A 23,501-nucleotide genomic window follows, 5' to 3' on the forward strand; every position below is an offset into this window, starting at 1 on the left:
GCGCACCGTGAGCGCACCGTGAGCGCACCGTGAGCGCACCGTGAGCGCCGAGCGCGTCAAAAGACCAGCCGGGACTGGTTCTTGACCTCTTCCATCACCGCGTAGGTCCGGGTTTCGCGCACGCCGGGCAACTGCCAGAGCACGGTGCCCGCGAACTCGCGGTAGGCCGCCATGTCAGCCACGCGGGTCTTGAGCAGGTAGTCGAAGCCACCGGCCACCATGTGGCACTCCATGATCTCGTCGCGCACCTGCACCGCGGCCTTGAACTGCTCGAACACATTGGGCGTGGTGCGGTCCAGCAGCACCTCCACGAAGACCAGCATGCCCCGGCCCAGCTTGAGCGGATTGAGCCGCGCTTCGTAGCCCAGGATGTAGCCCACGCGCGTCAGGCGCTGGGTGCGCGCCAGCACGGCCGTCGGCGACAGGCCCACGGTCTCGGCCAGCTTGAGGTTGGACAGCCGGCCATCGGCTTGCAGCAGGTGCAGGATGCGCCGGTCGATGCGGTCCAGGGTGTCCAGGTGGTCGTCGGAGTCCAAATTTTTCTCTATGCGGTTGGGTATCTTTGGTGAATTATTCACCATGAAAGCGGGGAATATCGCGCCGATTTCCAAGTGCAACCCCTATCGCCGCGAGTTTTCCCATGCGACTGCCCACCCCTTACCGAGCCGAAGCCGACATCCTGGCCCAGCGCCTGCACACCCTGGCACACCACCTCGATTGGGCCGACGCCGCGCGCGTGGCCGCGCCCTGGGTGCAGGCCGTGCGCGAGAACCCGCCGCCTTTCTGGGCCATGGAAAGCTTGCTCAAGGAGTACCCCATCTCCAGTGCCGAGGGCTTGGCCCTGATGCGCCTGGCCGAGGCCTTGCTGCGCGTGCCCGACGTTGAAACCGCGATCGCGCTCACCGCGGATCAGCTCGGGCGCGCCGACTTCGACACCGCGGGTCAGCCCGTGCTGGCGCGCCTCTCGTCCAGCGCGATTGGCCTGGCCAAGAAGTTCTTGCCCTCGGAGGGCGCCGAGGGCTCGCCAGGTGCCGTCTCATCCCAAGGCCTGTTGGGTCGCCTGGGCGCCCGCACCGTCGTGGCCGCCACCCTGCGCGCGGTGCAGCTGCTGGGCCGCCAGTTCGTGCTGGGCCAGACCCTGCCCGAGGCCATTCAAGAGGCGCAGCGCGCGCGCGATGGCGCACCCGGGGTCTTGACCTTCAGTTATGACATGCTGGGCGAGGGCGCCCGCACCCGCGCCGATGCCGAGCGTTACCTGCGCAGCTACGAAAGCGCCCTGCGCCTGCTGGCCGAGCGCGCGCACGTTGACGTGTCCGCCGATGCCCAGGACGACCCCTACCGCAGCGAGCGCGCCCACGACGGCATCTCCATCAAGCTCAGCGCCTTGCACCCGCGCTACGAGGACGCGCAACGCGAACGGGTGTTGGCGGAACTCGTGCCGCGCGTCTGGGGCCTGTGCCAACTGGCCGCGCAAGCGCGCATCAACCTCACCATCGACGCCGAGGAAGTGGACCGGCTTGAACTGTCGCTGGACGTGTTCGAGGCTCTGTTGGAGCGCATCGCGCGCGAGCATCCCGAGTGGTCCGGGTTTGGCCTGGCGCTGCAGGCCTACCAGACCCGCGCGCTGGAGCTGGTGCAACACGTGGCCGAGCTCGCGCGTCGCCATGGCGTGCGCCTGATGTGCCGCCTGGTCAAGGGCGCTTACTGGGATGCCGAGATCAAGCGCGCCCAGGAACTGGGCCTGCCGCACTACCCGGTGTACACGCACAAGCACCACACCGACGTGAGCTACCTGGCCTGCGCCCGCGCCCTGTTGGAGGCCAGCGACGTGATCTACCCGCAGTTCGCCACCCACAACGCTGGCACCATCGCCGCGATCCAGCAACTGGCGGCGAGGGTGATCAGCCCCAGGGCGCGGCCCGGCGGCGGTTTGGTTGGCGCCACCTACGAGTTCCAGCGCCTGCACGGCATGGGCGAGGGCGTCTACCGCGAGGTGCTGAAGAACCCGCTGGTGCGATGCCGCGTCTACGCGCCGGTGGGCGCGCACCGCGACCTGTTGGCCTACCTGGTGCGCCGCCTGCTGGAGAACGGCGCCAATTCTTCCTTCGTGCACCAGCTGACCGACGACCGCGTGGGCCTGGACGAACTGCTGATCTCGCCGCTGCGCCTGTCACCGCAAGCGGCCCTGCCGCTGCCGCCCGCCCTCTACGGACCCACGCGGCCCAACAGCCGGGGCGTGGACCTGACGGTGCAGACCGAGCGCGCGCCTTTGCTCCAGGCGCATGCGGAGTGCGTGGTGCCTACCGTCGCCGAGACGGCCTTGTCGGCCTTGCCCGAAGCCTTCGCGCGCGCCGCCCAAGCTGGGCGAGCCTGGCGCGACACGCCGGTGGCCGAGCGCGCCACCGTATTGCGTCGCGCCGCCGACGCTTTGGAAGCCGATACCGCCCGCCTGTGCGCGCTGCTGGTGAAGGAGGCCTTCAAGACCTGGGGCGACGCCGTGGCGGAAGTGCGCGAGGCGGTGGATTTCTTGCGCTATTACGCGGGCGAGGCGCAACGCCTGATGGCGCCCATCGCTTTGCCCGTGAGGCCGGACGGCGTGCACGAAGGCAGCGAGGGCCAAGGCGAGGCGGGTTTCGGTGACGCGCGTCAGGCGTTGCTCGGCGTCACGGGCGAACGCAACACCCTGCGGCTGACGGCACGCGGCGTCTGGGTCTGTATCAGTCCCTGGAACTTCCCCTTGGCCATCTTCACGGGCCAGGTCGCCGCCGCGCTGGCCACCGGCAACACCGTGCTGGCCAAGCCCGCGGAGCAGACGCCCGCCATCGCACACGAGGCCGTGCGCCTGCTGCACGCGGCGGGCGTGCCCGAGGACGCCTTGCAGCTCTTCCATGGTCCGGGCGAGACCGTGGGCGCGGCGCTGGTGGCCTGGCCCGGCGTGGCGGGCGTGGTGTTCACCGGCTCCACCGCCGTGGCCAAGCACATCCAGCGTGCTCTGGCGGCCAAGGAGGGGCCCATCGTGCCGCTGATCGCCGAGACCGGCGGCATCAACGCGATGCTGGTGGACAGCACCGCGCTGCCCGAGCAGGTCGCCGACGCGGTGGTTCAAAGCGCCTTTCGCAGCGCGGGGCAGCGCTGCTCGGCCCTGCGCCTGCTCTGCGTGCACGAGGCCATCGCCGACGGCGTGATCGAGATGGTCGCGGGCGCGGCCCGTGAACTGGTGGTGGGTGACCCCAGCCAGCTCAGCACAGACCTGGGGCCCGTGATCGACCGCGAGGCGTTCGAGAGCCTGCAGCGCCATCTGCAGCGTCTGGAGCGCAGCGCGCGTGACCATCTGCCCCCGCTCCCAGCCGCGCCGCCCGCCATGCCCGCTGACTTGGCACCAGTCCTCGCCCACCTGCAGGCGCCGCGCTTGTTCGAGGTGGCCTCGATCGCCGAGGTCCGCCAAGAGATTTTTGGCCCGGTGCTGCAGGTGGTGCGCTGGCGCGGTGACCCCGAAGCGGTGATCGACCAAATCAACGCCCTGGGCTATGGCCTCACGCTGGGCTTGCAGACCCGCATCGATGGCCGGGCCGAGGCCCTGGCCGCGCGCGCCCATGTCGGCAACGTCTACGTCAACCGCAACATCATCGGCGCGGTGGTCGGCTTGCAGCCCTTTGGGGGGGAAGGCTTGTCCGGCACCGGCCCCAAGGCGGGCGGGCCGTTTTACCTGCAGCGCTTTTGCGCCGAGCAGACCGTGACCGTCAACACCGCCGCGGCGGGCGGCAACGTGGCGCTGCTGGCCGGCTGAGCCGCGTCAAGGAAGATCAGAGCGGGGCGGCGCGGATGAACGCGCACGCCCGCGCGGTCCCGCGCGTCAGGCCCCGTCTCAGGTCCCGTCTCAGGTCCTGGGTCAGGCCACGCGCATGCGGGTCTGGCGATGGATGCGTTGCAGGATGTCCTTCATGCTGTCGTCCAGCAGCGGGTAGAGCGGGTGCGCCTCGCCCCGGCGCCGGATCAAGCCCAGCACGTCGCCGGGGTCGGGCCGCTTCAAGGGCCACCAATTGACCCCGGGTGTGCGCATCAGCGAGGTCGATGCCGGCACGAGGGCCACGCCCAGGTCGGCCCCGACCAGGTCCAGCACGCCATGCACCGTGGTGGCCTCATAGTGGATGCGGGGACTGAAGCCCGCTTGCGTGCACTGACGGATGAAACGATCAAAGTAGGCCGGTCCGTGGTGGCGCGTGAAAGACACAAAACTCTCGTCGGCGCATTGCCGCAAGTCCAGCGGCAGCGGGGCTGGAGGTTCACGGTGGGCGGGAACGGCCAGGCAGAAGGGGTCCGGCACACGCACGGGGATCAGCAGGCGCGCAGGCACGGCCGCCAGGCGGCCGATGCCCGCGTCCAGCGTGCCCGCGATCAGTGACTCCACCTGCTGCGAGCTGATCATCTCGCGCAGGTTCAAGGTCCAGCGCGGGTAGTCGCGGCGCAGGCGCCGCACCAAGGCGGGCAGCACCGTGCTGCTGGCCGAGGGCACGTAACCCAGATTCAGCACACCCTCAGGGCCACGCGCCGCGTCATGCACTTGGTCGCGCAGCTGATGGGCGCGTTCGAGCAGGCTGCGGGCCTCCACCAACAGGACTTCCCCCGCCGGGGTCAGGCGCACGCCCTTGGGGTGGCGCGTGAAGAGCGGGGTGCCCATCGATTCCTCCAGCTGCCGGATCTGCAAGGACAGCGGCGGTTGGGCGATGTAGAGCTTTTCAGCAGCGCGGCTGAGGCTGCCTGCCTCGGCCACCGCCACGAAATAGCGCAAATGACGGAGTTCCATGGCCGGTTCGAAGAGGTTCGGAGAATTTGCCGGAGTGTATCCCTTGGCTATATCTAAAAGATATGGGTTGCATACCGAACCAATTGTTGATGTATCCGCTGTATGCGCCAAGAATGCCGCCTCGCTTCATCTTGATCTTGATAAGGAGACCTTCCATGAAATCCCTCGTTTCCCTTCTGCTGGCGCTCGCCGTGGGCACGCCCGCCATGGCGGAAGACTGGCCCAGCAAGCCGGTGCGCGTGCTGGTGCCCGCTCCCGCGGGTAGCTCGCTGGACATCATCGTGCGCACGCTGGGGGACAAGCTCAAGGACCGCTGGAAGCAGCCCATCGTGGTGGACAACAAGGCCGGTGCTGGCGGCATGCTGGGCATGGACGCCGTGGCCAAGGCCGCGCCGGACGGCCACACCCTGGGCATCGGCTTCAATGGCCCGGTGGCCTTCGGCCCGTTCATGTACAAGAAGATGCCCTACAGCCCGAGCAAGGACCTGCTGCCCATCGTGCTGACGACGTCGCAGCCCAATGTGCTGGCGGTCCCGGCCAACAACCCGGCCAAGACCCTCAAGGATTACGTGGCTTGGGCCAAGACCCAGCCTCAGGGCGTGAGCTACGGCTCGGTGGGCAATGGCAGTTCCTCGCACCTGACCATGGAACTGTTCCGCAGCACCGCGGGCTTCCAGACGCTGCACGTGCCGTATGCCGGTTCGCCGCCGGCCGGTCTGTCGATCGCCGCGGGTGACACCCAGGGCCTGTTCACCGTCGCGCCCGCGCTGCTGCCCCTGGTGGAAAGCGGCCGCGTGCGCTTGCTGGCCGTCACCAGTCTCAAGCGGGTGGAAGGCCTGGAGAACCTGCCCACGATCGCTGAGTCGGGCTACCCCGGCTTCGAGGCCCTGGCCTGGAACGGTCTGTTCGCACCCGCCGGCACGCCCAAGGCCGTGATCGACCGCATCAACGCGGACGTCAACGCCGTCATGCAAGACCCCGCCGTGCGCGCCAGCTTCGCCAAGCAGGGCCTGATCATCGGTGGCGGCAGCCCCGCCTCCTTCAAGAGCTTCATCGACAGCGAAAGCAAGAAGTGGGGCGCCATCATCCAGCAAGTCGGCATCACGATTGAATGAGCGCACAAGCATGATCGAACAGGCGACAACCATGCTGGCCTTGCGCAAGACCCGGGCCGAGGCCGGGATGGAGCTGGTCGAAGTCCCAGTGCCTCAGACCCTGGAGGAGGGTGAGGTGCTGGTGCGCGTGGCCGCGGCCGGCATCTGCGGCAGCGACTTGCACGTCGACGACTGGACGACGAGCTACGCCTTCATCGCGCCCTACCTGCCCGTGACCTTGGGCCACGAGTTCGTCGGCACCATCGCCAGCGGCCCGCGCCTGGGGCAACGCGTGGTGGTGCGGCCCTCGGTCACCTGCGGCCGCTGCACCCACTGCCTGGCCGAAAATTTCGATGCCTGCGAGCAGCGCCGAGGCATCGGCATGACGCGCGACGGGGCGTTCGCGGCCTGGGTGCGCGCGCCGCTGCGCAACTGCATACCGGTGCCGGCGGGCGTGAGCGACGCGCTCGCTTCCTTGGTGGAGCCGTTCTCCATCGCCATGCAGGCGGTGCGTCAGGCCGGTGAGCTGGCCGGTCGCACCGTGCTGGTGATGGGGCCGGGCACCATCGGCCAGGCCATCGCCGTGCTCGCGCGGCGCATGGGCGCGGCCCGCATCGTCGTCACCGGTTTCCAGGACGCGGTGCGGCTCGACACCTTGCGCGCCATGGGCTTTGACGAGGTGGTGGACGTGGCGCAGACCCCGCTGACGCAGTGGCTGAAAACCCGCGCCGATGTGCCGCCGTTCGATCTGGTGTTCGAGGCCACCGGCGTGCCCGCCACCATCACCGAGGCGCTGGGCTTGCTGCGGCGCGACGGCGTGGTGGTGGTGACCGGCATCCATGACCGCCCCCTGTCGCTGGACCTCACGCCCTTCGTGCGGCGTCAGCTTCAGTTGCGCGGGTCGTTCCGCCCCCCGGAGTCTGATTGGCCGCGCGTGCTGGACCTGATGGGTGAGCTGGGTGAATCCATTCGTCCCATGGTGAGTCACGTCTTGCCCTTGACCAGGGCGCACGAGGGTTTGGCCTTGGCCCATGGCAAGCAGGCCAACAAGGTGCTGCTGGTGCCCGAGGACCATGATGGGCGTTGACACCCCGGTCGCCGCGGTGCTGGCGCTGTGGAACGACGTCGACCCCATCCACGACGCCGATTACAACGACTGGCATGCCAATGAGCATGTGCCGGAACGCCTCACCGTTCCCGGCATGCTCTGGGGCCTGCGCTTTCTGGCCACGGCGGGCGTTGCTGGGCCGCGCTACCTGACCTTGTACGGCCTGCGTGACGCTCAGGTGCTGGACAGCGCGGCGTACCAGCACCTGTTGGCTTGGCCCACGCCCATGAGTGCCCGCATGCGCCGCGTGATGCACGGCATTTCACGCGCGGTGTACGACGTGGTGGCGACCCAAGGCAGCCTCGCGGCGTCGGGCCTGCTCTTGAGCGAGGATCAGGACTTGGGCCAACCCACCCCCACCCCCGGTGAGATCGACGCGGCGCCGGGCCTGCTGCGCGGCCTGCGCCGCCCCGACACCCAACCCTTGCCGTGGCTGCAGACCGGGCAGTCGGGCTTTCAGCCGCCGCTGAGCCTGCGTCTGATCGCCCTCGCCGCGGGGCCCATGGCCTTGAAGGCGCCGGCCGTGCCCGGCGTCAGCCGTTACCGGCGCTTGCCGGTGTCGGGCGACGGGCAGTTCTGAAGGCTTAGGGCTGAGGGCGAGGCTGAGCAGTGAAGCCTGGCCCGGTGGTTCGCGGGCTTTCGCGCTCTCGGGCTCGCGCCGTTCAAGGCGCGGGGGTCTTGTCGGGCAGGTCGCACCACGCCGACACCTGGCATTCCCAGCATCGGGGCTTGCGCGCAAGGCAGATGTAGCGGCCATGCAGGATCAGCCAGTGGTGGGCGTGCTCCATGAATTCGGCCGGAATGCGCCGCAGCAGTTGCTGCTCCACCTCGTAAGGCGTTTTGCCCGGAGCCAGCCCGGTGCGGTTGCCCAGGCGGAAGATGTGCGTGTCCACCGCCATGGTGGGCTCGCCAAAGGCCACGTTGAGCACCACGTTGGCCGTCTTGCGGCCCACACCGGGCAGGGCTTCCAGTTCCTCGCGGGTGCGCGGCACCTGGCCGCCGTGCCGTTGCACCAGGATGCGGCAGGTCTCCATGAGGTGCTTGGCCTTGCTGCGGTACAGGCCGATGGTCTTGATGTAGCTCTCCAACCCGTCTTGTCCGAGCGCAAGGATGCGCGCTGGCGTGTTGGCCACGGGAAAGAGCCTTCGCGTGGCCTTGTTCACGCCCACGTCGGTGGCCTGGGCCGACAGCAGCACCGCCGCCAGCAATTCAAAGACCGAGGTGTATTCCAGCTCGGTGACGGGCAGCGGGTTGGCGGCCCGCAAGGTCTTGAAGAAGGACCTGATCGCGGCGGGTGTCATGGGCGGAGGGCCGGTGGCCGGCCGCGGTGCTTCAGAGGACGGAGAGATCGACGAAGCTGGAACGCGCCGGCGGTTGCGCGCGCAAGGCCTGGGGCGTGAGCCCCAGGGCCGTCAGGACGTCGGCGGGCAACAGGTCCAGTGTTTCCGGCGCGAGCACCGGGGCATCGCTGGCCTGCACGCTGGCCGAGTTCAGATCGGCCAGGTGGCTGGCCAGGTGCAACACACCGCCCAGGGGGCTGAGCAGGGCATGGGCGGGGGTGGAGGCGGGCCACGCCAGCGGTGCCGCGGCGACCCGCAGGGCATCGACCAAGCTGTCGGGGAAACGCCAGCGCTGCGCCAGTTCGGCCGTGACATCCACTTCGGTGAAGCCCAGGACCTGCCGCTCGCTGGCCCAGCGGCTGCCGGGCACATGGGGTTGACGCTCGATCAGCGACAGCGCCTGCGGCTGGGACTGCACGATCAGCAACTCGCCCAGGCGCAACATCATCCCGGCCAGCCAGGCTTGCTGCGGGTCCAACTGCTGGCGCAACGCGCCTTGGGTGAGCAGGGCTTGCTCGCTCAGCCACTGGGCGTAACCCGCGCAGGCCATGCAATTACGCCAAAAGTGTGCGCGGTTCAGGCCTGGCACCGCCGGAAAACTCACGTTCATGCAGGCGGCCAGCGCCAGCAGCCGCACCTGGGTCAGGCCCAGCAGCGAGACGGCCGAGTTCAGCGATTCCACCTCCCGCTGCAAGCCCAGGGCCACGCCATTGGCCGCGCGCAGCACCTTGGTGGTGAGCACGGGGTCTTGGGCGATCAAGGCGCCCACCTGAGCGGCGGCGATATCGCGGTCTTGCAGGCTGCGGATCAGGGCATGCGCCACTTCGGGCATGACGGGCAGCTTGACCGTGCGAAAGAAGACCGCCAGGTGCGGGGCGGTCTGGGCGGGGGGCAGGGGCGTGAGGAGCGCCGCGGGGGCTGAAGTTGGGGGCGCCATGGGGTTGCTTGGGGACTAGGTCTTGGCTTGTTGATGTTCTTGTCGGGGTTCGACCCTTGGCCCGATTGTCCATGATGAACGCGCGGCTGGAATGCGAGAATGGGCGAACAAATTGTTTCTGTTGTTTACGCTCCTAGTTTTCCCTGATGACCATGCAATTCGCCCAACGCCTCGATAACGTCGAAACCTCCGCCATCCGAGAACTCTTCAAGCTCCTGGGCAAGCCCGGCATCATTTCCTTCGCGGGCGGCTTTCCCGACAGTGCCATGTTCGACGTGGAAGGCATCCGCGAGGCCTCGGCAAAGGCCTTGGCCGAGGACCCGGGCGCGGCCCTGCAGTACGGTGCGACCGAAGGCTTTAACCCCTTGCGCGAGCAGCTGGCCGCCTTCATGGTCGAGAAGATGAAAAGCACGGGCGCGCAGGTCACGCCCGAGGGGCTGATCGTCACCACCGGCAGCCAGCAAGCCCTGGACCTGCTGGGCAAGACCCTGGTGGACCCGGGCGCCAAGGTCATCGTCGAGGCGCCGACCTTCCTGGCCACCATCCAGTGCTTCCGCCTCTATGGCGCACAGGTCATCGGCGCGCCCATCGATGCCCAGGGCGTGCAGGTGGACCAGCTCGAAGCCCTGATCGCCGAGCACAAGCCGCGCTTCGTCTACCTCATCCCCACCTTCGGCAACCCCAGCGGCGCCACCCTGAGCCTGGAGCGCCGCAAGCGCATCCTTGAACTCGCCGTGAAGACCCAGACCGTGGTGATCGAGGACGACCCCTATGGCGACCTCTACTTCGGCGAGGCCCCTCCGCCCAGCCTCTTGGCCCTCACGGCCCAGGTGCCCGGCAGCCGCGACTGGCTGGTGCACTGCGGATCTTTAAGCAAGGTGCTGAGCCCCGGCCTGCGCGTGGGCTGGATGATCGCCCCGCCCGCGCTGCTGGCGAAGGCCACCATGTGCAAACAGTTCAGCGACGCCCACACCAGCACCTTCGCCCAGGCCACGGCTACGCAGTACCTCAAGGCCGGTCGCATGCCCGGCACGCTGGCCCGCGTGCGCACCGTCTACGCCGAGCGCGCCCAAGCCATGGGCGAGAGCCTGAAGAAGGAGTTGGGTGACGCCATTGAATTCACCCAACCCGGCGGCGGCCTGTTCTTCTGGGCGCGCCTCACCGGCGCGGGCGGCAAGCTAAAGGACGCCAACGAACTCGCCAAGCGCGCGATCGAGAAAGGCGTGGCCTTCGTGCCCGGCGCGCCGTTCTTTGCCACGAACCCTGACGTGTCCGCGCTGCGCCTGAGCTTTGCGACGGTGGGGGTGGAGAAGATTCGCGAGGGAGTGGAGAGGTTGGGGAAGGCGATCTGAGCAGGGGCAGATCGGGAGTCTGGAAAAATGAAAGGGCGCTAACCATGCGTCCTTTTTTATTTCTTCTTGTAAATTGTTGTGCGGTGGGGCCGATGATAGATCGCAGATGGCTGTTTGCGGCCAGGAGCGGAAGGTGAAGGAATTGCCCGCAAGCTGTCGTTCAATTCCCATTTTGGGGACTTCACCTCGCTATCCAGTTTCCTAGAATGTGCACAGGCAACTTCAAAAGGCGCATTCCGCCGACCAGCCTGCTCCGTACCCCCTACCTCCCAACGTTAGACCAGTTCACACCTGATGGAGCGTTCAAAGATCAACCCTGGTTGGCCAAACGCCCTGCGCTGGTTTCTTGCGCAGGGGACAGGTAGTTTTGCTCCTTGGCACTTCATACAAGAGCCGCATGAGATGGAATTCGCGGCAAGTGCGTTCCGTCGCGAAGATATCGGCTACAGGGAAGTGTTTGTTTTTGCTCGACGGCAGGACTGCGACGACTTTGCCGGGTTGGAAGTGGTTAACGGATCAATCGGCGGTGAGGTGATCTACTTCCATCCTGTTTTTGGCGACACCTCCCGCCAGTCGCCGCGTGACTGGGACATTGTGCAGGGGAGGTTCCAGGATGTCTTTGAGTTCGTCGCGGCTCAGGTCGTCCCCGATATGAGGGAATGGGCGCTTACGGAGGATGCCGGCGATCTATGAGCGCGCCGTCTAAATTACGTTAGGCAATACTCAATGTCACTGAACGAATCAATCAACGATATCCGCAAGGCGCATCAGACCGGCCAAGACAAGTACACCTACTTTCTCTTGGCTGCGGCAGGAGCTGCCATTGCCTTCGCCGTCCAAAAAACGGAAGGTATGTTGTTGTCTTGGTGGTTGCTGCCCGTCGCAATTGCTACCGTCCTGTGGGCTGGAAGTTTTTTTTCAGGTTGCCGAAATTTGTATTGGGTTCAAGCGTCGCTTTCAGCGAACTTCAGTCTGCTTGAGCTTCACAATGGGAGTCATGCACAGCAACCGCAAAACCCCGATGAGCTTGCCGCAGCACTACGTGGAGTTAACAAAGCGCTCTCACACAATACAAGCAAGGCTAGGCTATTTGGTGATTTGCAATTCCGATTACTAATTGCCGGCGCAGTCTTCTTCATTGCGTGGCGGGTTTCAGATATGGTTCGCCTCACGTTTTGTGTGCAGTCATGACACATCAAGTGACTATCTCCGCACTTATCACGTTGAGTGTCCGCATTCGCTGACTGCGATAGTCCGCAACGGGTCGAAGTGACTAGCAAGTCAGGGGCAACTCAAGCAGAAGTTTCTACGGTACGTCGCTCATCTTCAACTTTATGGATCACTTGAGTGAGTTCAAGCATCCCGCACGGCCACCTGACTTGGAGGTCGATATACGTCTCTTGGCGACTGAAGCAGGAGGAAGGACGTTGCCACTTTGGCAAGGCTGTCGCCTTCCTCATGACTTTGGTCTTCCAGACGAGCTCAATGATGGTATGTACGAGTTTCTTGGCAATCCCCCGGCCCCAGGAGAGAGCCAACGAGCCATGATTTGGCTGCTAGCGCCGGAACGGAATGCTGGCCGACTTTGCGAGGGCTTCGAGTTCAAGGCGTGGGAATCAAGGTTCATTGCGCAAGGCAAGATCATCCGAGTCGTTAATCCCATCCTGTCAGTTTGATGTCCACTTCTTTACTCAATCAGAAAAAATACGGCTGTCCATCTGCAATCGACTTTGAGCGTCCGCTTTCTCAGTGGTTTGAGGACTTCTATGGGGCGCTTGCTGATACTCAACTATTCCTACGAGAGAGAATTTTCCGGTTTATTCCTTCCGAGGGTTTCATGTGAAAAAATTTACGCAGTCAAATGACGCTTCGTCCGATTGCTAAGGTGGTGCTTGACACGAATCTCGGGTTGCTCGTCATTCCCAAAACCGAGAGCCATGACATGTACGAGTACATCTACAGAGCAGCAAACGGTTTGCGCTGGAATCCAAAACATCATGCCGTCTGCGCATATGAGCCAGAGCGCTGGGAACCAGAGGAGTTAATGCAACACATCGCAGCCACAGTCGTTGGGGAGCTTGGCGAACGGCTACATTTCACAAAGCAAACGTCTTGGCATGGTATTTCGCCAGATCTCCAGCGTAAGCTCCTCAACGCACTTAAAAACGCGGATAGCGTATGAGTGCTGCGCCAAACCTGTCACTCAAGCAGACGTGCCATCAAAGTTGAGCGTATGCTTTCCGTGCCACTGAGAGACATATATGGGGCGGAAGCAGAAATCAGAATTGATCTGCACTGACATGATCGAATGCGCCGACAACACGCTGTAATTGAATTTCAGGAGACCCCATCGTGAACTACAAATTCTTTCTTTTAGCTGCCCTCACGATGTTGGGTGCGCATGCCCATGCTCAAGATGCCGACGTCAAATCAAACAAGATGGTTCAGTTTGGCGTTTCGTTCAAGGATGGTTCATCCGCTGGCATGAAGTTCCTGCCGCCCGACGAGGAGGGCTGGGTCATGACCAAGCCAGGGGGCGGCGTGAACCTCAAGAAAAATGCAGGCTCACCGACGGACAGCATGGAAATCGAGGCCTACATGATGAGGCTCGATACGCCCATTTCGCCGATGTCCAGTTACATAGAGACGATCAAGCGCAATGTCACCGAAGGGTACGAGCGCAATAAGAATTTCAAGATCGCCGCGTTCGAGGTCACCGAAGATCCCAGAGACGCTCGATGCGCCAGACTTCATCTGCTGCTGGAGCGTGTACAGCCAAGCCAGGAAGCGCAGGAAAGACGATGGAGTGAACAATATGTGCTTTCCTGCGGATCGCTGAAAAACAAAGGACTGGGTTTCGAGTTGCGCTTCTATCACCGGTACGTGGAGTCCAGCAAAGACGTCCAGTTCGCCGAGAAAGCACGCAAAGTGTTGGACAGCGCGGTACTGGTGGATGAGTAAGAGGGCTGGCATATCTCAATGGCCAAGAGCACGTTTGCGTGCAGATTCCATTCGCGCTTGCTCTGACTTTCTCAAGGCTCCGAACGGAAGCCCTTGAGGCCCCGATCCCACGCCGGTTCCTCCCCCTCCAAACTTCTCCGCCAAGAAATCCACCAACAACCTTAGGGCCAGCGGTTGGTGTTGGCGTGAGAGGAACACCGCGTGGATGCCCAGCGTTTCGAGTGGGTAGTCCCGCAACAAGGGAACCAGTTCGCCCCGCCGGAGGCCTTCGCTGAAGTAGTAGGTCGGAAGAATGCCGATACCGCCACCTGACAAGAGGGCCCTGCGCAGGATGGCGGTCTCATTGGTCGTGAAGCTCACGTCCACCGTCGCTTCCACGACGTGACTTCTGGGGGCGCCTGACCGTCGTGGGCGGCAAGCGTCAAAGACGCGGGTGGTGAGCTGGCCAAACGCGCTATTGAATCTGGATAGCCCGTTGTAGTCCGGTCGAACCGTCGTGCACGCGCTGTGCAGAGCCAGCGTGAGGGCGAGCACCCTCCAAGCTCTAGCTTGCGGGCCTCCCGCGCCTTGGATCAGTCTGAGGCGCGATGAATCGACGCAGCCCCGTCCGGTCAGATTCGCACCGGCGACTCAAATCTTGATGAAGTTGGTCGCGGACAGGCTGCCGAAGGGCAGTTGCGAAAGGCGGCCCCCCGTGGCGAGCGAACCGAGGTCGACCGGGAAGTAGCCGATGGCTTCCAGCACCTTGCGCACAGCCTGTTTGGCTTCAGCATCGTCACCGGCATAGAACTGCACGCGCTGGCCGCCAGACACTTCGGGCTGCGGCAACACGCTCACGTCGAGGTGATTCAGCGCCTTGACGACGCGGGCGCCTGGCAGCATGTCGCGGACCACCTCGCTCGAGGAACGACCACCCAGATCGATGGCCTTGATGCCGTAGGCGGCGAGGGGGTTGCTCGGGTCCTTAGCGTCAGGCGAGTTGGGATCCAGGAACGCGACGGGATTGGTGCCGTCGATGACGATGCGGTTGTTCCAGGCCGGCAGGCCCTTCAGCGCGGTGCCCAGGTCGGTCCAGCGCACGGCGATGAGCACGATGTCGGCCGAGGCCGCTTCCGCCACGGTGCCGGCCTTGATGGAGCCGCCCAGTTCAGCCACCAGCGGAGCGAGTGACTCGGGCCCGCGGCGGGTGGAGATGGTGGCTGCAATGCCCTTCTTGGCGAGTGCGCGGGCCACGTTGCTGCCGAGTGCGCCGGAACCGATGATGCCGATGTTCATGATGATGTCTTTCTTTGGGTTGGTTGGGGGACGAGGAAAACGTTCAAGGGATGGTCTGCTCAGGCTTCTGCTTCCTGCCTGAGATTCGTCAATCAGCCGAGTTGACCCGCTGCACGCAGGCCATGCCGGATACGGCGAATTTCGTTTTCGCCACGGGCCAGCGCTTCGGCGCTGGTGTGGACGGAGTACGTGCCCATCACCAGCGGATGCGGGTGCGGCACGGCAGAGCCCAGCACGAAACTTGTGTCGGTCTGAGCGACGAACTCGATGTCTGTGTCTGAAGGGGCGAAGCTGACGAGTTCGCCGGCATCGATGGACTCGCTTGCCATCAGCCGCCCGCTCGCTATCGCCACCCAGGCCACGGTGTGACCGGCTGGCGGTGTGTAGCGCCAGCGATCACCGCGGGCCAAGGTCACCGATAGATAGGTCATTTCAGACGGTGCCTCGACCTGACTGCGCGCCGTGGCATAGCTGCCCAGCAGCACGCGCGCCGGGCCCACTTGCGGCACGTCGGACGGCGCCAGATACCGGCTGAACGCCGGTGCGTTTTCCAGTTCGGCGGGCAGTGCCACCCACAGCTGAAAACCCTGGCCGGGCTTGTCACCCACCGGCTCGCCGGAGTGCCACACGCCGCCGCCAGCCTGCATCCATTCCACGCCGCCTTGAGGCAGCACACCGGCCTGGCCGGTGCTGTCGGCATAGCGCACATCGCCCTGGGCCATGAAGGTCAGCGTGGCGATGCCGGAGTGCGGGTGCATGCCAAAACGCGTCTGGCCATGCTGTGCATTGAAGTTCACCAGGTCCAGGAAGATGAATGGCTTGAGTGCCTGGCCCAGGTCCCCGGGGCTCATCAGGCGGGTGATGGGCCCATGGGTGCTGCCCCGAGTACGGTGCACGATGGCGCGAACTGAACCAGCGGAGAACTTGGGGACTTCAATGGCGGGCAGGGTGGACATGATGAGGATGTCTTGATTCGATGGTGGAAGCTTAAAAACTTCTGCTTTGATTGAATAGTCGGCACAATCGGATTGCACTCGTCCAGAAATGAACTTAATAGACCATGCTCGATCTCAATGACGTCGCCGTCTTCGTGCAAGTTGTGCGCTACGGCAGCTTTGCCGAGGCCGCGCGCCAACTGGGTATTCCGCCCAACACCTTGAGTCGCAGGGTCCAGCAGCTCGAAACCCAGCTGGGCACACGGCTGATGCAGCGATCCACCCGCAAGTTGTCCCTCACCACGGCGGGGCAAGAGTTCCACGACCGTTGCGCACAGGCGGTAGAAGGTTTGGTCGACGCAGGCCAGTCCCTGCTGTCCCGCAACGAAACGCCCAGCGGACTGGTGCGCGTGGCGGCGCCAGCCGACTTTTTCGACTTCTTCCCGATGGAATGGCTCGCAAGCTTCCTGGCCGAGCACCCGCGGGTTCGCTTGGACTTCGTACTCAGCGATGCACGAGCGGACCTGATTGCCGACCGCATTGATGTTGCGATCCGCGGCGGTGTGTTGGAGGACTCGGGGCTCTTCGCTCGCCGGGTGCTTGATGCCGGGCTGGACGGTCTGGTTGCCAGCCCGGCGTACATCGCGGCGCGTGGCATGCCCGCCTCCTTGCAGGACTTGGCTGACCACGATTGCCTGGTGTTCGCGCACCCCGCCGGACAGGCGACGTGGGGCTTGTCGGGACCCGATGGCAAGGACGCCACAGTGCAAGTGGCTGGCCGGCTCAGCGGCAATACCGTGCAGGTCTTGCGAAAGGCCGCGCTGGCCGGGATGGGCATCGCACTGCTGCCGTCGACGATGACGCGGCGGGAGCTGCGCGCTGGTCTGCTGGTGCCGGTGCTTCCCCAGTTCCACCGCAAGGGGCACGGCGTGCACCTGGTCTACGCCAGTCGCCGGCATCTGCCATCGGCCGTGTCGGCGTTCATCGACCTGGTGGCCAACAAGTTCGGTGAATTCCAGGACTTGCCGATGAAGACGCCTGCTTCGCCGGCTTGAACTCAGCTCGACGGCCTACAGCGGCAAGTCCCAAGGCGCCACCTCCCCACCGAAGCGTTCGGCCAGAAAGTCCACCAACAGCTTCAGCGGCAGGGGTTGGTGCTGACGGGACAGGTAAAGCGCATGGATTCCCAAGGCCTCCGGTTCGTGGTCTGGCAAGACCCGCACCAGTGCGCCACGCCGCATTTCCTCGACCACGAAGTAGGTCGGCAACATCGCGATGCCCGCGCCCGCCAGCGCGGCTTGCTTCAACACGGCGGTTTCATGACCCGACAGGGTGCCGCTCACGGCTTGCGTCAGCAAGCGCCCCGATCGGCCCAGCCGGTACTCGGCTCGCGTGCCGAAAGCATGGGTGATGCATCGGTGCGCCGCCAGGTCTTCGGGTGCGGCCGGGGTGCCACGGTCGGCCAGGTAGCTCGGCGCCGCGCACAGCACAGACCGGCACGTGGCCAGGCGGCGCGCCACCACGCTGTCGTCCAGGCGGTTGGTGATGCGCACCGCCAAGTCGATGCGCTCGCTGACCAGATCGACCGACCGGTCGATCGTCAAGAGGTCGATTTCGATGCGCGGGTGCAGCGCCTGGAAGTCCACCACCGACTGGGTGAGCACCGACAGCGCGAACGACAGGCTGGTCGTCACCCGCAGCCGCCCTTGGGCTTCGCTGCGCCGAACGCCCGCGACGGCTTGCAGGTCGGCGGCCAGTTCCAGCATTTGGCGCATACGCGGCAACGCTTCCTCGCCGGCTGCGCTGAGGCTCACCTTCCGCGTGGTGCGGTGCAGCAGCCTGGCACCCAACCAACTTTCCAGGTTTTCCAAGTGGCGGCTGACCATGGCGCGTGACAGGTTGAGCGTTTCGGCCGCCCGCGTCAGGCTGCCCTGGTCGGCAATTTCGACGAAGGAGCGGATGGCACTGAGCTGGCCCAGGCCCATGTGTTGCTTCGAATTGGTTGACAATCTTTTGATCTTTCTGCGGTTTATGCGTTTGAATTGAATCAATATAGTTTAGCCATCGACCTAACCCCGACTCGATGGAGACCACGATGACGACCTTCAAGCCCCTGACCCTGGCCCTGATGCCCGCTCTGCTGACACTGGGCGTTGTTGCGCAAGACGCCGCCGCGCAAGCCGCGCCGCCCCTGACGGTGCAGGTCTACAACGCCGATGCCGGCAGCTTCCATGTCAATGCCGTGCTGGTGGCAGGCAAGACCGACGCCGTGCTGCTGGACACGGGCTTTACCCGAGCCGATGCATTGCGCATCGCGGCCATGGTGCTGGACAGCAAAAAGACGCTGAAGACGATCTACATCAGCCAGGCTGACCCCGACTACTACTTCGGCATCGACGTGCTGAAGCAGGCCTTCCCGGACGCCAAGGTGGTGACTACCGCGCCCACGCTGAAGAAGATCGAAGCAACGCTGTCCACCAAGCTGCAGGTGTGGGGCCCGCGCATGGGCGCCAATGCACCCAAGGCCGTGCCGCTGCCCGAGGTGCTGCAGGGCAATACGCTCACGCTGGAAGGCCAGACGCTGGAGATCCGCGGCCTGGACGACAGCCTGCCGCACCGAAGCTATGTGTGGATTCCGTCGATCAAGACCATCGCCGGCGGCGTGAACGTGTACGCGGGCCTGCACCTCTGGACCGCCGACGCGCAAACCGTGCAAGAGCGCAGCGATTGGTCGAAGAAGCTGGGCGCGATGGCCGCGCTGCAACCTGCGGTGGTGATCCCGGGCCACAGCTTGCCGGGTCAGAAGCAGGACGCATCGCTGCTGGGCTGGAGTCAAGCCTACCTGGCACGCTTCGATCAAGAGCTACCCAAGGCGGCGAACAGCGCCGCCCTGATCGACTCGATGAAACGGGCCTACCCTGAAGCTGGCCTGGGCATCGCGCTGGACATCGGCGCGAAGGTCAACAAAGGCGAGATGAAGTGGTGAGCCTGGCCACGTCCATCCGGGGCGGCCCGCGAGGGCCTACCCGACGGCAGGCTGTGTGGGGCGGCGCTGGGCTGCACTTTCGCAGCCGAGGCTGCCTGGACGAAGAGCTGGTGAGCTTCGAGGCCAGCCTCAAAAGAGTGGACTCACAACATCCACAACATTCACAACATCCACCCTCAACCGGAGAAACCTGATGCGGACCGCCTATGAAATCGTTGCCAACCACTACGCCGCGTCAGCCCGCGGCGATGTTGCCTCCATGATGAAAGAAGTCTCACCCGAAGTCCGCTGGACCGAGATGGCTGGATTTCCTTGTGCGGGCACGTACATCGGGCCCGAGCAGGTGATCGAGCACGTCTTTCAAGTGCTGGGCCGCGATTGGGAGGGCTACCGCTTCGAGCTTGAGACTTTGATCGATGGCGGCAATGAGCACGTGGTGGGCGTGGGCACCTATCACGGTACGCATCGCCTGACTGGCAAGTCCATGTCAGCGCGCGTGGCGCATGTGTGGCGCGTCAAAAACAGCTTGATCAGCGAATTCGAGCAGTTCACTGACACCTTGTTGGTCGCTGACGCGGTGCGATGAATGGCGTCAGCTTAGACCGGGAGATTCCAGGACAGGTCCAGTCTTCCTAACTAAGCCTCCCTTTTGGGGGACGCCATCTCAGTTGTCAGTGGCTTTCCTGCCACGCCCCAAAGACCGCTGCGAATTTCCTGGATTGCGCAGCGTGTCATTGGACGCATGCCTTCCCCACCCACACGAACGACAGCGTCTGTCAGTTCGGAGATCAGCGCTTGCTGCTGTTCACGACTCAGGACGCCTTCAATGATCTTGACTTCGATAAATGGCATATTGAACCTCAGAGAAAAATGGCGCAATCACTGAACGGAAGACGAGGTCCGTGATCGCGAAGCGCATTGACATCACCATGGCCGAAACTCATCAATAAATTTGTGCGCCATCGGCCATCGGCCATCGGGGAAAAACTCGCATCGACCGCTGCAGCGTCGAAGCCACTCATGGGGCCGCAGTCAAGGCCGAGTAGCCTTGCCGCGACGATAAGGTATGCAGCTTGAAGACGGCTTTTTCGCATCGCATTGACTTCTCGGCGAGCGAGATCGGCTTCAAAGCTTCCAGGCGCCGTCAATGAAATTGCGTTTTTGTTTCATCACGCCCGTCCTGCCCCGCGAGTTCGGAACTTGGCGCGCCAGGCGTCCAAAGGCATGAAGGTCGGATCGTTCCTGACCATGGCCTCTGTTTCGGCTAGCAGCTCGCTCTCGCTCTTGTCCATGTCCAATGGCGTTCCATAAGGTTGGGCCACGTAGAAGGGGGTATCAAGATAAACCTCAATGCGGTTGCCTTCAGGATCAAAGTAGTACAGCGACCAGGCATTGCCGTGATTCATCGGTCGGAGTTCGGTGGCGCCCTTGGCAATTGCCATGTCACGGTTGTGTCGCAATTCCGCGAGATCGGGCACGAGAAACGAGATTTGCATCACCGTGCTTTGGGGGGATTTTTCTGAGCGACCTGCCGACAGCACCAGCTGATGGTGCTGGTCTTCGGTGGCACTCATGAACACGAGACGGTTGCCGAAATTCTTTCCTATGCCTTCGTCGGTGATGGTCAGTCGGAAAACTGAGGTGTAGAAGTCGACCATGAGATCGACGTCGAACACAAAAATCCCAAAGTGCGCGGGGGTTGGGCGAGTGATATTCATGATCTCTCCAGTGATTCAGCGTTGTCCGTCATGGACGCTGATCTTGTCTTTGCTCAGTCCGCCCAGCCGCTCGTGGATGCGGCCACCTGTTGCCATGGCGACAGCAAAGACAATTTCGTCTGGTCGCGGTCCGTCCTGAACGCCAACTTCTACGGCGTTGAAATGGCTGCGCACATAAGCCGCATGGATGCAGTGCAAAGGCACCAGGAGTCGGTAACCTGCCGATGCCACGGCCTTGTTGGCCGGCACGATGGCCTTGGGCTCACCGAGAACCTCACGCAAGGCCCAGCCGCCTGCTTCGTGCCAGACGGCCGCGTGCTCAAGTTCACCGGCCACGCCAACAATCGCACCTTTGCCATAGGCTTCGACCTGGTCGATGCCCAAGGCGTTTGCAAGATCTTGGGCCAGCCTCCGGCCTAAGTCCCGCAGTTCAGCCATGAAGGGGAGCAAATTCTCTTCATAGCGACCCGCGTAGGGGTTGCGCACCACCGCCAGAGCACTGCCTTGGCGCAGCGGTCTTGCAGGCGGTGGACCCCCTTCATGGTGGATGGTTTCGATCATCACCGCTGATCTGCGAATATTCACCAGGCCCATATCCATATCACTCTTTCTGAATACCTGCATCTTTGACAAGCTGAGTCCACCGACGGACATCGTTCGATATCTGGTCGGCAAGTTCTTTTGGCGTGCTGGCCCGCACATCGCCCCCAGTAGCCTCCTCAAGCTTTTGCCGAATTGCGGGGTCGGAAAGAGCGGTTCTTATGGCCGTGTTAAGGCGAGTGATGACCGGGGCAGGTGTCCCAGCAGGCGCGAGCAACGCGGTCCAGGACCGCACTTCGTAGTCACGAATCCCTTGTTCCGCCACGGTCGGCACATCAGGGAGGGAACTCCAACGGTTGCTGCCGGAAATGGCAATTGCACGGAGCTTGCCTGCCTTAATGTGGGGCAAGACGGCAGTGGGCGGAGCGAGGACAAAGTCGACATCTCCACCGAGGAGGGCAGCAATAGAGCCCGCATCGCCTCGGAAAGGGATATGCATGGCGCGAATGCCAGTTTTTTGCGCTAGAAATGCACCAGTCATATGCTGACCCGTGCCAACGCCAGCGGTTCCATAGTTCAGTGGAGAGGGCTTGCCACGTCCTGCGTTGATCAGATCATTCAGGTTCTGAAATGGACTGGCGCTCTGCACCACGATCAAAAACGAAAAGGCTGTCACGGCCGAGATGGGCTGAAACGACTTCTCTGTGTCGTAGGGTAGCTTTTCGTTCAGTGCCGCGGCGATCGCGTGCCCTCCGGTTGCCAGCAAAAGCGTATAGCCATCTGCCTTGGACTTGGCCACGAGATCTGATGCGATGGTTCCTCCCGCTCCGGTTTTTGACTCGACCACGAATGGCTGGCCGAGTTGCTGTTGAAGCGATGTGCTTATTATTCGAGCAACCGCGTCAGCGTTTCCTCCAGCAGGAAAGCCGTGAACCAATCGAACTGGTCTATCGGGGTACACCTGAGCATGCGAAACGGGAAGGCTTGCGATCAGAAAAGTAGCCAGAGCCAATCCAGTCAGTGCTGATCGGCTAAAGAATTGGAATTTCATTTTTGTCTCCTCTACTTATGGGCGATTAAGGGGCTTGCACGACGCGATTGCGAAGCACGCCGATAGCTTCAATCTCGACCTCCACAACGTCACCGGGAACCATGTAATGCGGCGGCTTCTTGCTCCAGCCAACGCCGCCAGGGGTGCCTGTCACGATCACGTCGCCAGGGACCAGAGTGAAAATGGTTGACGCGTACTCAATTTGCTGTGCGACCGAGAAGATCATGTCGTCGGTACGCGTGCTCTGCATCACCTTACCGTTGAGACGCGTCTCAAGCTTCAGCGCTCGATCAGGTGCGATTTCATCGGCCGTGACCATCCAGGGCCCGAATGCGCCGGTATCCTCGAAATTCTTCCCGGCGGCGATGGATTTCGCGTGAAACTGCCACTCGCGAATGCTCGCGTCGTTATAGATCGAGTAACCCGCGATGTGTTCGTGCGCTCGCGCGGCCGGGATGTTGCGGCCAGGCTTTCCAATCACCACCGCCAGTTCGCCTTCCCAGTCGAGTGAATCTGAGCAGTGCGGACGAACGATGGGCGACTCGTGTCCCGTCTGAGAGCGCCAGACACGCAAGAAGATCGGCGGGAAAGCTGACAACTCACGGTCCAGACCAGCGGCCACAACCTCACGGTGGTGATCGTGATAGTTGCGTATCGCACAGATGATTTTTTCCGACTCCAGAATCACCGGCAGGTACCGAATCGATGCAAGCGGAATATCAGCGATCACGCCAGCGGCATCGGCTTGAATCTGGCCCAGGCGATCTGCGGCGATGTATTTCTGCAATGTTGGGTATTGGGGGAGGGCGCGCCCCAGGTCACACACTTTGTCCCCGATCACTGCGCCCCAGCTCGTACGTCCGGCGTATTCAAAAGAGAGTAATTTCATGCTTTCTTGGTCTCCAGGTTGGTGGTCAAAGTAGATTGAAGGTATTCGGTAGGTTCTCCAAGCGCAGACACCGCAGGTGGGTGACGAACGGGTGTCTTGGAGAAGCGGATCGGTCTAGCGATTGCAGGGAGATATTCAATCTGCCGGTGCGAGATATCGACGTGCAATCCACGATCCTTGACAGGTAGATCAGCGAACACTTGAGCAAGGTCGTTGATGGGGCTGCCAGGTAGATTGGCCTGCTATCGGAGCAGGGAGTCGTATCCAGGGCGCTGCGCGGAGCGACCAACAAGCTGACGCATGGCTGTCTGCCCCACCTGATCGGCGATGTCAAAGGCAGCCTGTCAATGCCGTGCTGAGCATCTGCGCCCCACTTTGCCCGCGCGCGCACGGCCTTGAAGTTGTACTTTGTGCTCGCTCGAGCGAGCTGCGGAAAAGCTGTGTACACGTAGAGCCGATTCGGCAACTTGTGCAGTTTCTTCAACATAGCCAACGAAATATAGATACTCCA

At 63.3% G+C, this 23,501-nt stretch carries 26 protein-coding genes and 1 pseudogene; 12 read left to right on the plus strand and 15 right to left on the minus strand.

Annotation, left to right across the window (positions count from 1 at the left end):
- Positions 1 to 56: 56 nt before the first annotated feature.
- A complete protein-coding gene (locus HGR_RS09525; RefSeq protein WP_006298014.1) occupies positions 57 to 536 on the minus strand; it encodes an Lrp/AsnC ligand binding domain-containing protein in 480 nt (159 codons plus the stop codon).
- A 104-nt stretch (positions 537 to 640) separates the two neighbouring features.
- Between HGR_RS09525 and HGR_RS09530 the strand changes: the two genes are divergently transcribed.
- Positions 641 to 3,787: an L-glutamate gamma-semialdehyde dehydrogenase gene (locus HGR_RS09530; protein ID WP_006298015.1), complete on the plus strand. Its 3,147-nt coding sequence runs from the start codon at positions 641 to 643 to the stop codon at positions 3,785 to 3,787.
- A 102-nt stretch (positions 3,788 to 3,889) separates the two neighbouring features.
- Here HGR_RS09530 and HGR_RS09535 read toward each other — a convergent pair whose 3' ends face one another.
- On the minus strand, positions 3,890 to 4,804 hold the full coding sequence (locus HGR_RS09535) for a LysR substrate-binding domain-containing protein (protein WP_006298016.1): 915 nt from the start codon (positions 4,802 to 4,804) through the stop codon (positions 3,890 to 3,892).
- 155 nt (positions 4,805 to 4,959) lie between these two features.
- Between HGR_RS09535 and HGR_RS09540 the strand changes: the two genes are divergently transcribed.
- From HGR_RS09540 to HGR_RS16840, 3 genes are read left to right on the plus strand one after another with little or no spacing between them, the layout of a single operon-like run.
- Complete coding sequence (locus tag HGR_RS09540) at positions 4,960 to 5,919, plus strand: Bug family tripartite tricarboxylate transporter substrate binding protein (RefSeq protein WP_006298017.1); 960 nt, start codon at positions 4,960 to 4,962, stop codon at positions 5,917 to 5,919.
- 10 nt (positions 5,920 to 5,929) lie between these two features.
- Positions 5,930 to 6,985 carry a zinc-dependent alcohol dehydrogenase gene (locus HGR_RS09545; RefSeq protein WP_006298018.1) on the plus strand — a complete coding sequence of 352 codons (1,056 nt, stop codon included), beginning with the start codon at positions 5,930 to 5,932 and terminating at the stop codon, positions 6,983 to 6,985.
- On the plus strand, positions 6,975 to 7,586 hold the full coding sequence (locus HGR_RS16840; RefSeq protein WP_006298019.1) for a DUF4286 family protein: 612 nt from the start codon (positions 6,975 to 6,977) through the stop codon (positions 7,584 to 7,586). The genes HGR_RS09545 and HGR_RS16840 overlap by 11 nt, the downstream gene beginning before the upstream one ends.
- Positions 7,587 to 7,668: 82 nt before the next feature.
- Here HGR_RS16840 and nth read toward each other — a convergent pair whose 3' ends face one another.
- Both nth and HGR_RS09560 read right to left on the minus strand, forming a co-directional pair.
- Complete coding sequence (nth, locus tag HGR_RS09555) at positions 7,669 to 8,307, minus strand: endonuclease III (protein ID WP_006298020.1); 639 nt, start codon at positions 8,305 to 8,307, stop codon at positions 7,669 to 7,671.
- Positions 8,308 to 8,338: 31 nt separating this feature from the next.
- On the minus strand, positions 8,339 to 9,283 hold the full coding sequence (locus tag HGR_RS09560) for an HDOD domain-containing protein (protein WP_006298021.1): 945 nt from the start codon (positions 9,281 to 9,283) through the stop codon (positions 8,339 to 8,341).
- 152 nt (positions 9,284 to 9,435) lie between these two features.
- Here HGR_RS09560 and HGR_RS09565 point away from each other — a divergent pair, with 152 nt between their 5' ends.
- The 5 genes from HGR_RS09565 to HGR_RS09575 all read left to right on the plus strand — a co-directional run bounded on the left by HGR_RS09565 (position 9,436) and on the right by HGR_RS09575 (position 13,596).
- Complete coding sequence (locus HGR_RS09565) at positions 9,436 to 10,635, plus strand: aminotransferase-like domain-containing protein (RefSeq protein WP_006298022.1); 1,200 nt, start codon at positions 9,436 to 9,438, stop codon at positions 10,633 to 10,635.
- Between the two features lie 294 nt (positions 10,636 to 10,929).
- Complete coding sequence (locus tag HGR_RS09570) at positions 10,930 to 11,328, plus strand: hypothetical protein (RefSeq protein ID WP_138922468.1); 399 nt, start codon at positions 10,930 to 10,932, stop codon at positions 11,326 to 11,328.
- A gap of 33 nt (positions 11,329 to 11,361) precedes the next feature.
- Positions 11,362 to 11,826, plus strand: a complete 465-nt coding sequence (locus tag HGR_RS17320; protein WP_138922469.1) for a hypothetical protein — start codon at positions 11,362 to 11,364, stop codon at positions 11,824 to 11,826.
- 751 nt (positions 11,827 to 12,577) lie between these two features.
- Entirely contained in the window at positions 12,578 to 12,817 is a 240-nt protein-coding gene (locus HGR_RS17325) for a hypothetical protein (RefSeq protein ID WP_237701399.1), read from the plus strand.
- A gap of 170 nt (positions 12,818 to 12,987) precedes the next feature.
- Positions 12,988 to 13,596 carry a hypothetical protein gene (locus HGR_RS09575; RefSeq protein ID WP_006298025.1) on the plus strand — a complete coding sequence of 203 codons (609 nt, stop codon included), beginning with the start codon at positions 12,988 to 12,990 and terminating at the stop codon, positions 13,594 to 13,596.
- A 15-nt stretch (positions 13,597 to 13,611) separates the two neighbouring features.
- On the opposite strand, the gene HGR_RS17825 is transcribed toward HGR_RS09575, so the two are convergent.
- The 3 genes from HGR_RS17825 to HGR_RS09590 all read right to left on the minus strand — a co-directional run bounded on the left by HGR_RS17825 (position 13,612) and on the right by HGR_RS09590 (position 15,827).
- Positions 13,612 to 13,974: a LysR substrate-binding domain-containing protein gene (locus tag HGR_RS17825; protein WP_006298026.1), complete on the minus strand. Its 363-nt coding sequence runs from the start codon at positions 13,972 to 13,974 to the stop codon at positions 13,612 to 13,614.
- 252 nt (positions 13,975 to 14,226) lie between these two features.
- Positions 14,227 to 14,871: an NADPH-dependent F420 reductase gene (locus tag HGR_RS09585; protein WP_006298027.1), complete on the minus strand. Its 645-nt coding sequence runs from the start codon at positions 14,869 to 14,871 to the stop codon at positions 14,227 to 14,229.
- Positions 14,872 to 14,963: 92 nt separating this feature from the next.
- The gene (locus HGR_RS09590) at positions 14,964 to 15,827 is read right to left on the minus strand and encodes a pirin family protein (RefSeq protein ID WP_006298028.1); all 864 of its coding nucleotides are present in this window, start codon (positions 15,825 to 15,827) and stop codon (positions 14,964 to 14,966) included.
- A 104-nt stretch (positions 15,828 to 15,931) separates the two neighbouring features.
- Between HGR_RS09590 and HGR_RS09595 the strand changes: the two genes are divergently transcribed.
- Complete coding sequence (locus HGR_RS09595) at positions 15,932 to 16,861, plus strand: LysR family transcriptional regulator (protein WP_006298029.1); 930 nt, start codon at positions 15,932 to 15,934, stop codon at positions 16,859 to 16,861.
- Positions 16,862 to 16,876: 15 nt separating this feature from the next.
- Here HGR_RS09595 and HGR_RS09600 read toward each other — a convergent pair whose 3' ends face one another.
- Positions 16,877 to 17,785, minus strand: coding sequence for a LysR family transcriptional regulator (locus tag HGR_RS09600; protein ID WP_039853117.1), 909 nt, complete (start codon positions 17,783 to 17,785; stop codon positions 16,877 to 16,879).
- A gap of 116 nt (positions 17,786 to 17,901) precedes the next feature.
- On the opposite strand from HGR_RS09600, the gene HGR_RS09605 reads away from it, so the two are divergent.
- Together HGR_RS09605 and HGR_RS09610 are read left to right on the plus strand one after the other, a co-directional pair.
- Positions 17,902 to 18,792 (plus strand): MBL fold metallo-hydrolase, encoded by an 891-nt coding sequence (locus HGR_RS09605; protein WP_006298031.1) that lies wholly within the window; start codon positions 17,902 to 17,904, stop codon positions 18,790 to 18,792.
- A 193-nt stretch (positions 18,793 to 18,985) separates the two neighbouring features.
- The gene (locus HGR_RS09610; RefSeq protein WP_006298032.1) at positions 18,986 to 19,378 is read left to right on the plus strand and encodes a nuclear transport factor 2 family protein; all 393 of its coding nucleotides are present in this window, start codon (positions 18,986 to 18,988) and stop codon (positions 19,376 to 19,378) included.
- A 50-nt stretch (positions 19,379 to 19,428) separates the two neighbouring features.
- Here HGR_RS09610 and HGR_RS17050 read toward each other — a convergent pair whose 3' ends face one another.
- The 7 genes and pseudogenes from HGR_RS17050 to HGR_RS18085 form a co-directional block, all read right to left on the minus strand.
- Positions 19,429 to 19,644 (minus strand): tautomerase family protein, encoded by a 216-nt coding sequence (locus HGR_RS17050; protein ID WP_006298033.1) that lies wholly within the window; start codon positions 19,642 to 19,644, stop codon positions 19,429 to 19,431.
- Positions 19,645 to 19,652: 8 nt separating this feature from the next.
- Complete coding sequence (locus tag HGR_RS17335; RefSeq protein ID WP_193365416.1) at positions 19,653 to 19,814, minus strand: nitroreductase family protein; 162 nt, start codon at positions 19,812 to 19,814, stop codon at positions 19,653 to 19,655.
- A gap of 147 nt (positions 19,815 to 19,961) precedes the next feature.
- Complete coding sequence (locus tag HGR_RS09615) at positions 19,962 to 20,510, minus strand: VOC family protein (RefSeq protein ID WP_006298034.1); 549 nt, start codon at positions 20,508 to 20,510, stop codon at positions 19,962 to 19,964.
- A 15-nt stretch (positions 20,511 to 20,525) separates the two neighbouring features.
- The gene (locus HGR_RS09620; RefSeq protein WP_039853119.1) at positions 20,526 to 21,104 is read right to left on the minus strand and encodes an amino acid synthesis family protein; all 579 of its coding nucleotides are present in this window, start codon (positions 21,102 to 21,104) and stop codon (positions 20,526 to 20,528) included.
- 7 nt (positions 21,105 to 21,111) lie between these two features.
- Positions 21,112 to 22,101, minus strand: a complete 990-nt coding sequence (locus HGR_RS09625; protein WP_081463502.1) for a Bug family tripartite tricarboxylate transporter substrate binding protein — start codon at positions 22,099 to 22,101, stop codon at positions 21,112 to 21,114.
- Between the two features lie 25 nt (positions 22,102 to 22,126).
- Positions 22,127 to 22,990: a fumarylacetoacetate hydrolase family protein gene (locus HGR_RS09630; RefSeq protein WP_006298037.1), complete on the minus strand. Its 864-nt coding sequence runs from the start codon at positions 22,988 to 22,990 to the stop codon at positions 22,127 to 22,129.
- Positions 22,987 to 23,217, minus strand: a pseudogene (locus HGR_RS18085) (hypothetical protein); the annotation flags it as partial. The gene HGR_RS09630 and the pseudogene HGR_RS18085, both read right to left, overlap by 4 nt.
- Between the last annotated feature and the right edge of the window lie 284 nt (positions 23,218 to 23,501).

This window comes from Hylemonella gracilis ATCC 19624, from assembly GCF_000211835.1.
Classification (GTDB): domain Bacteria; phylum Pseudomonadota; class Gammaproteobacteria; order Burkholderiales; family Burkholderiaceae_C; genus Hylemonella; species Hylemonella gracilis.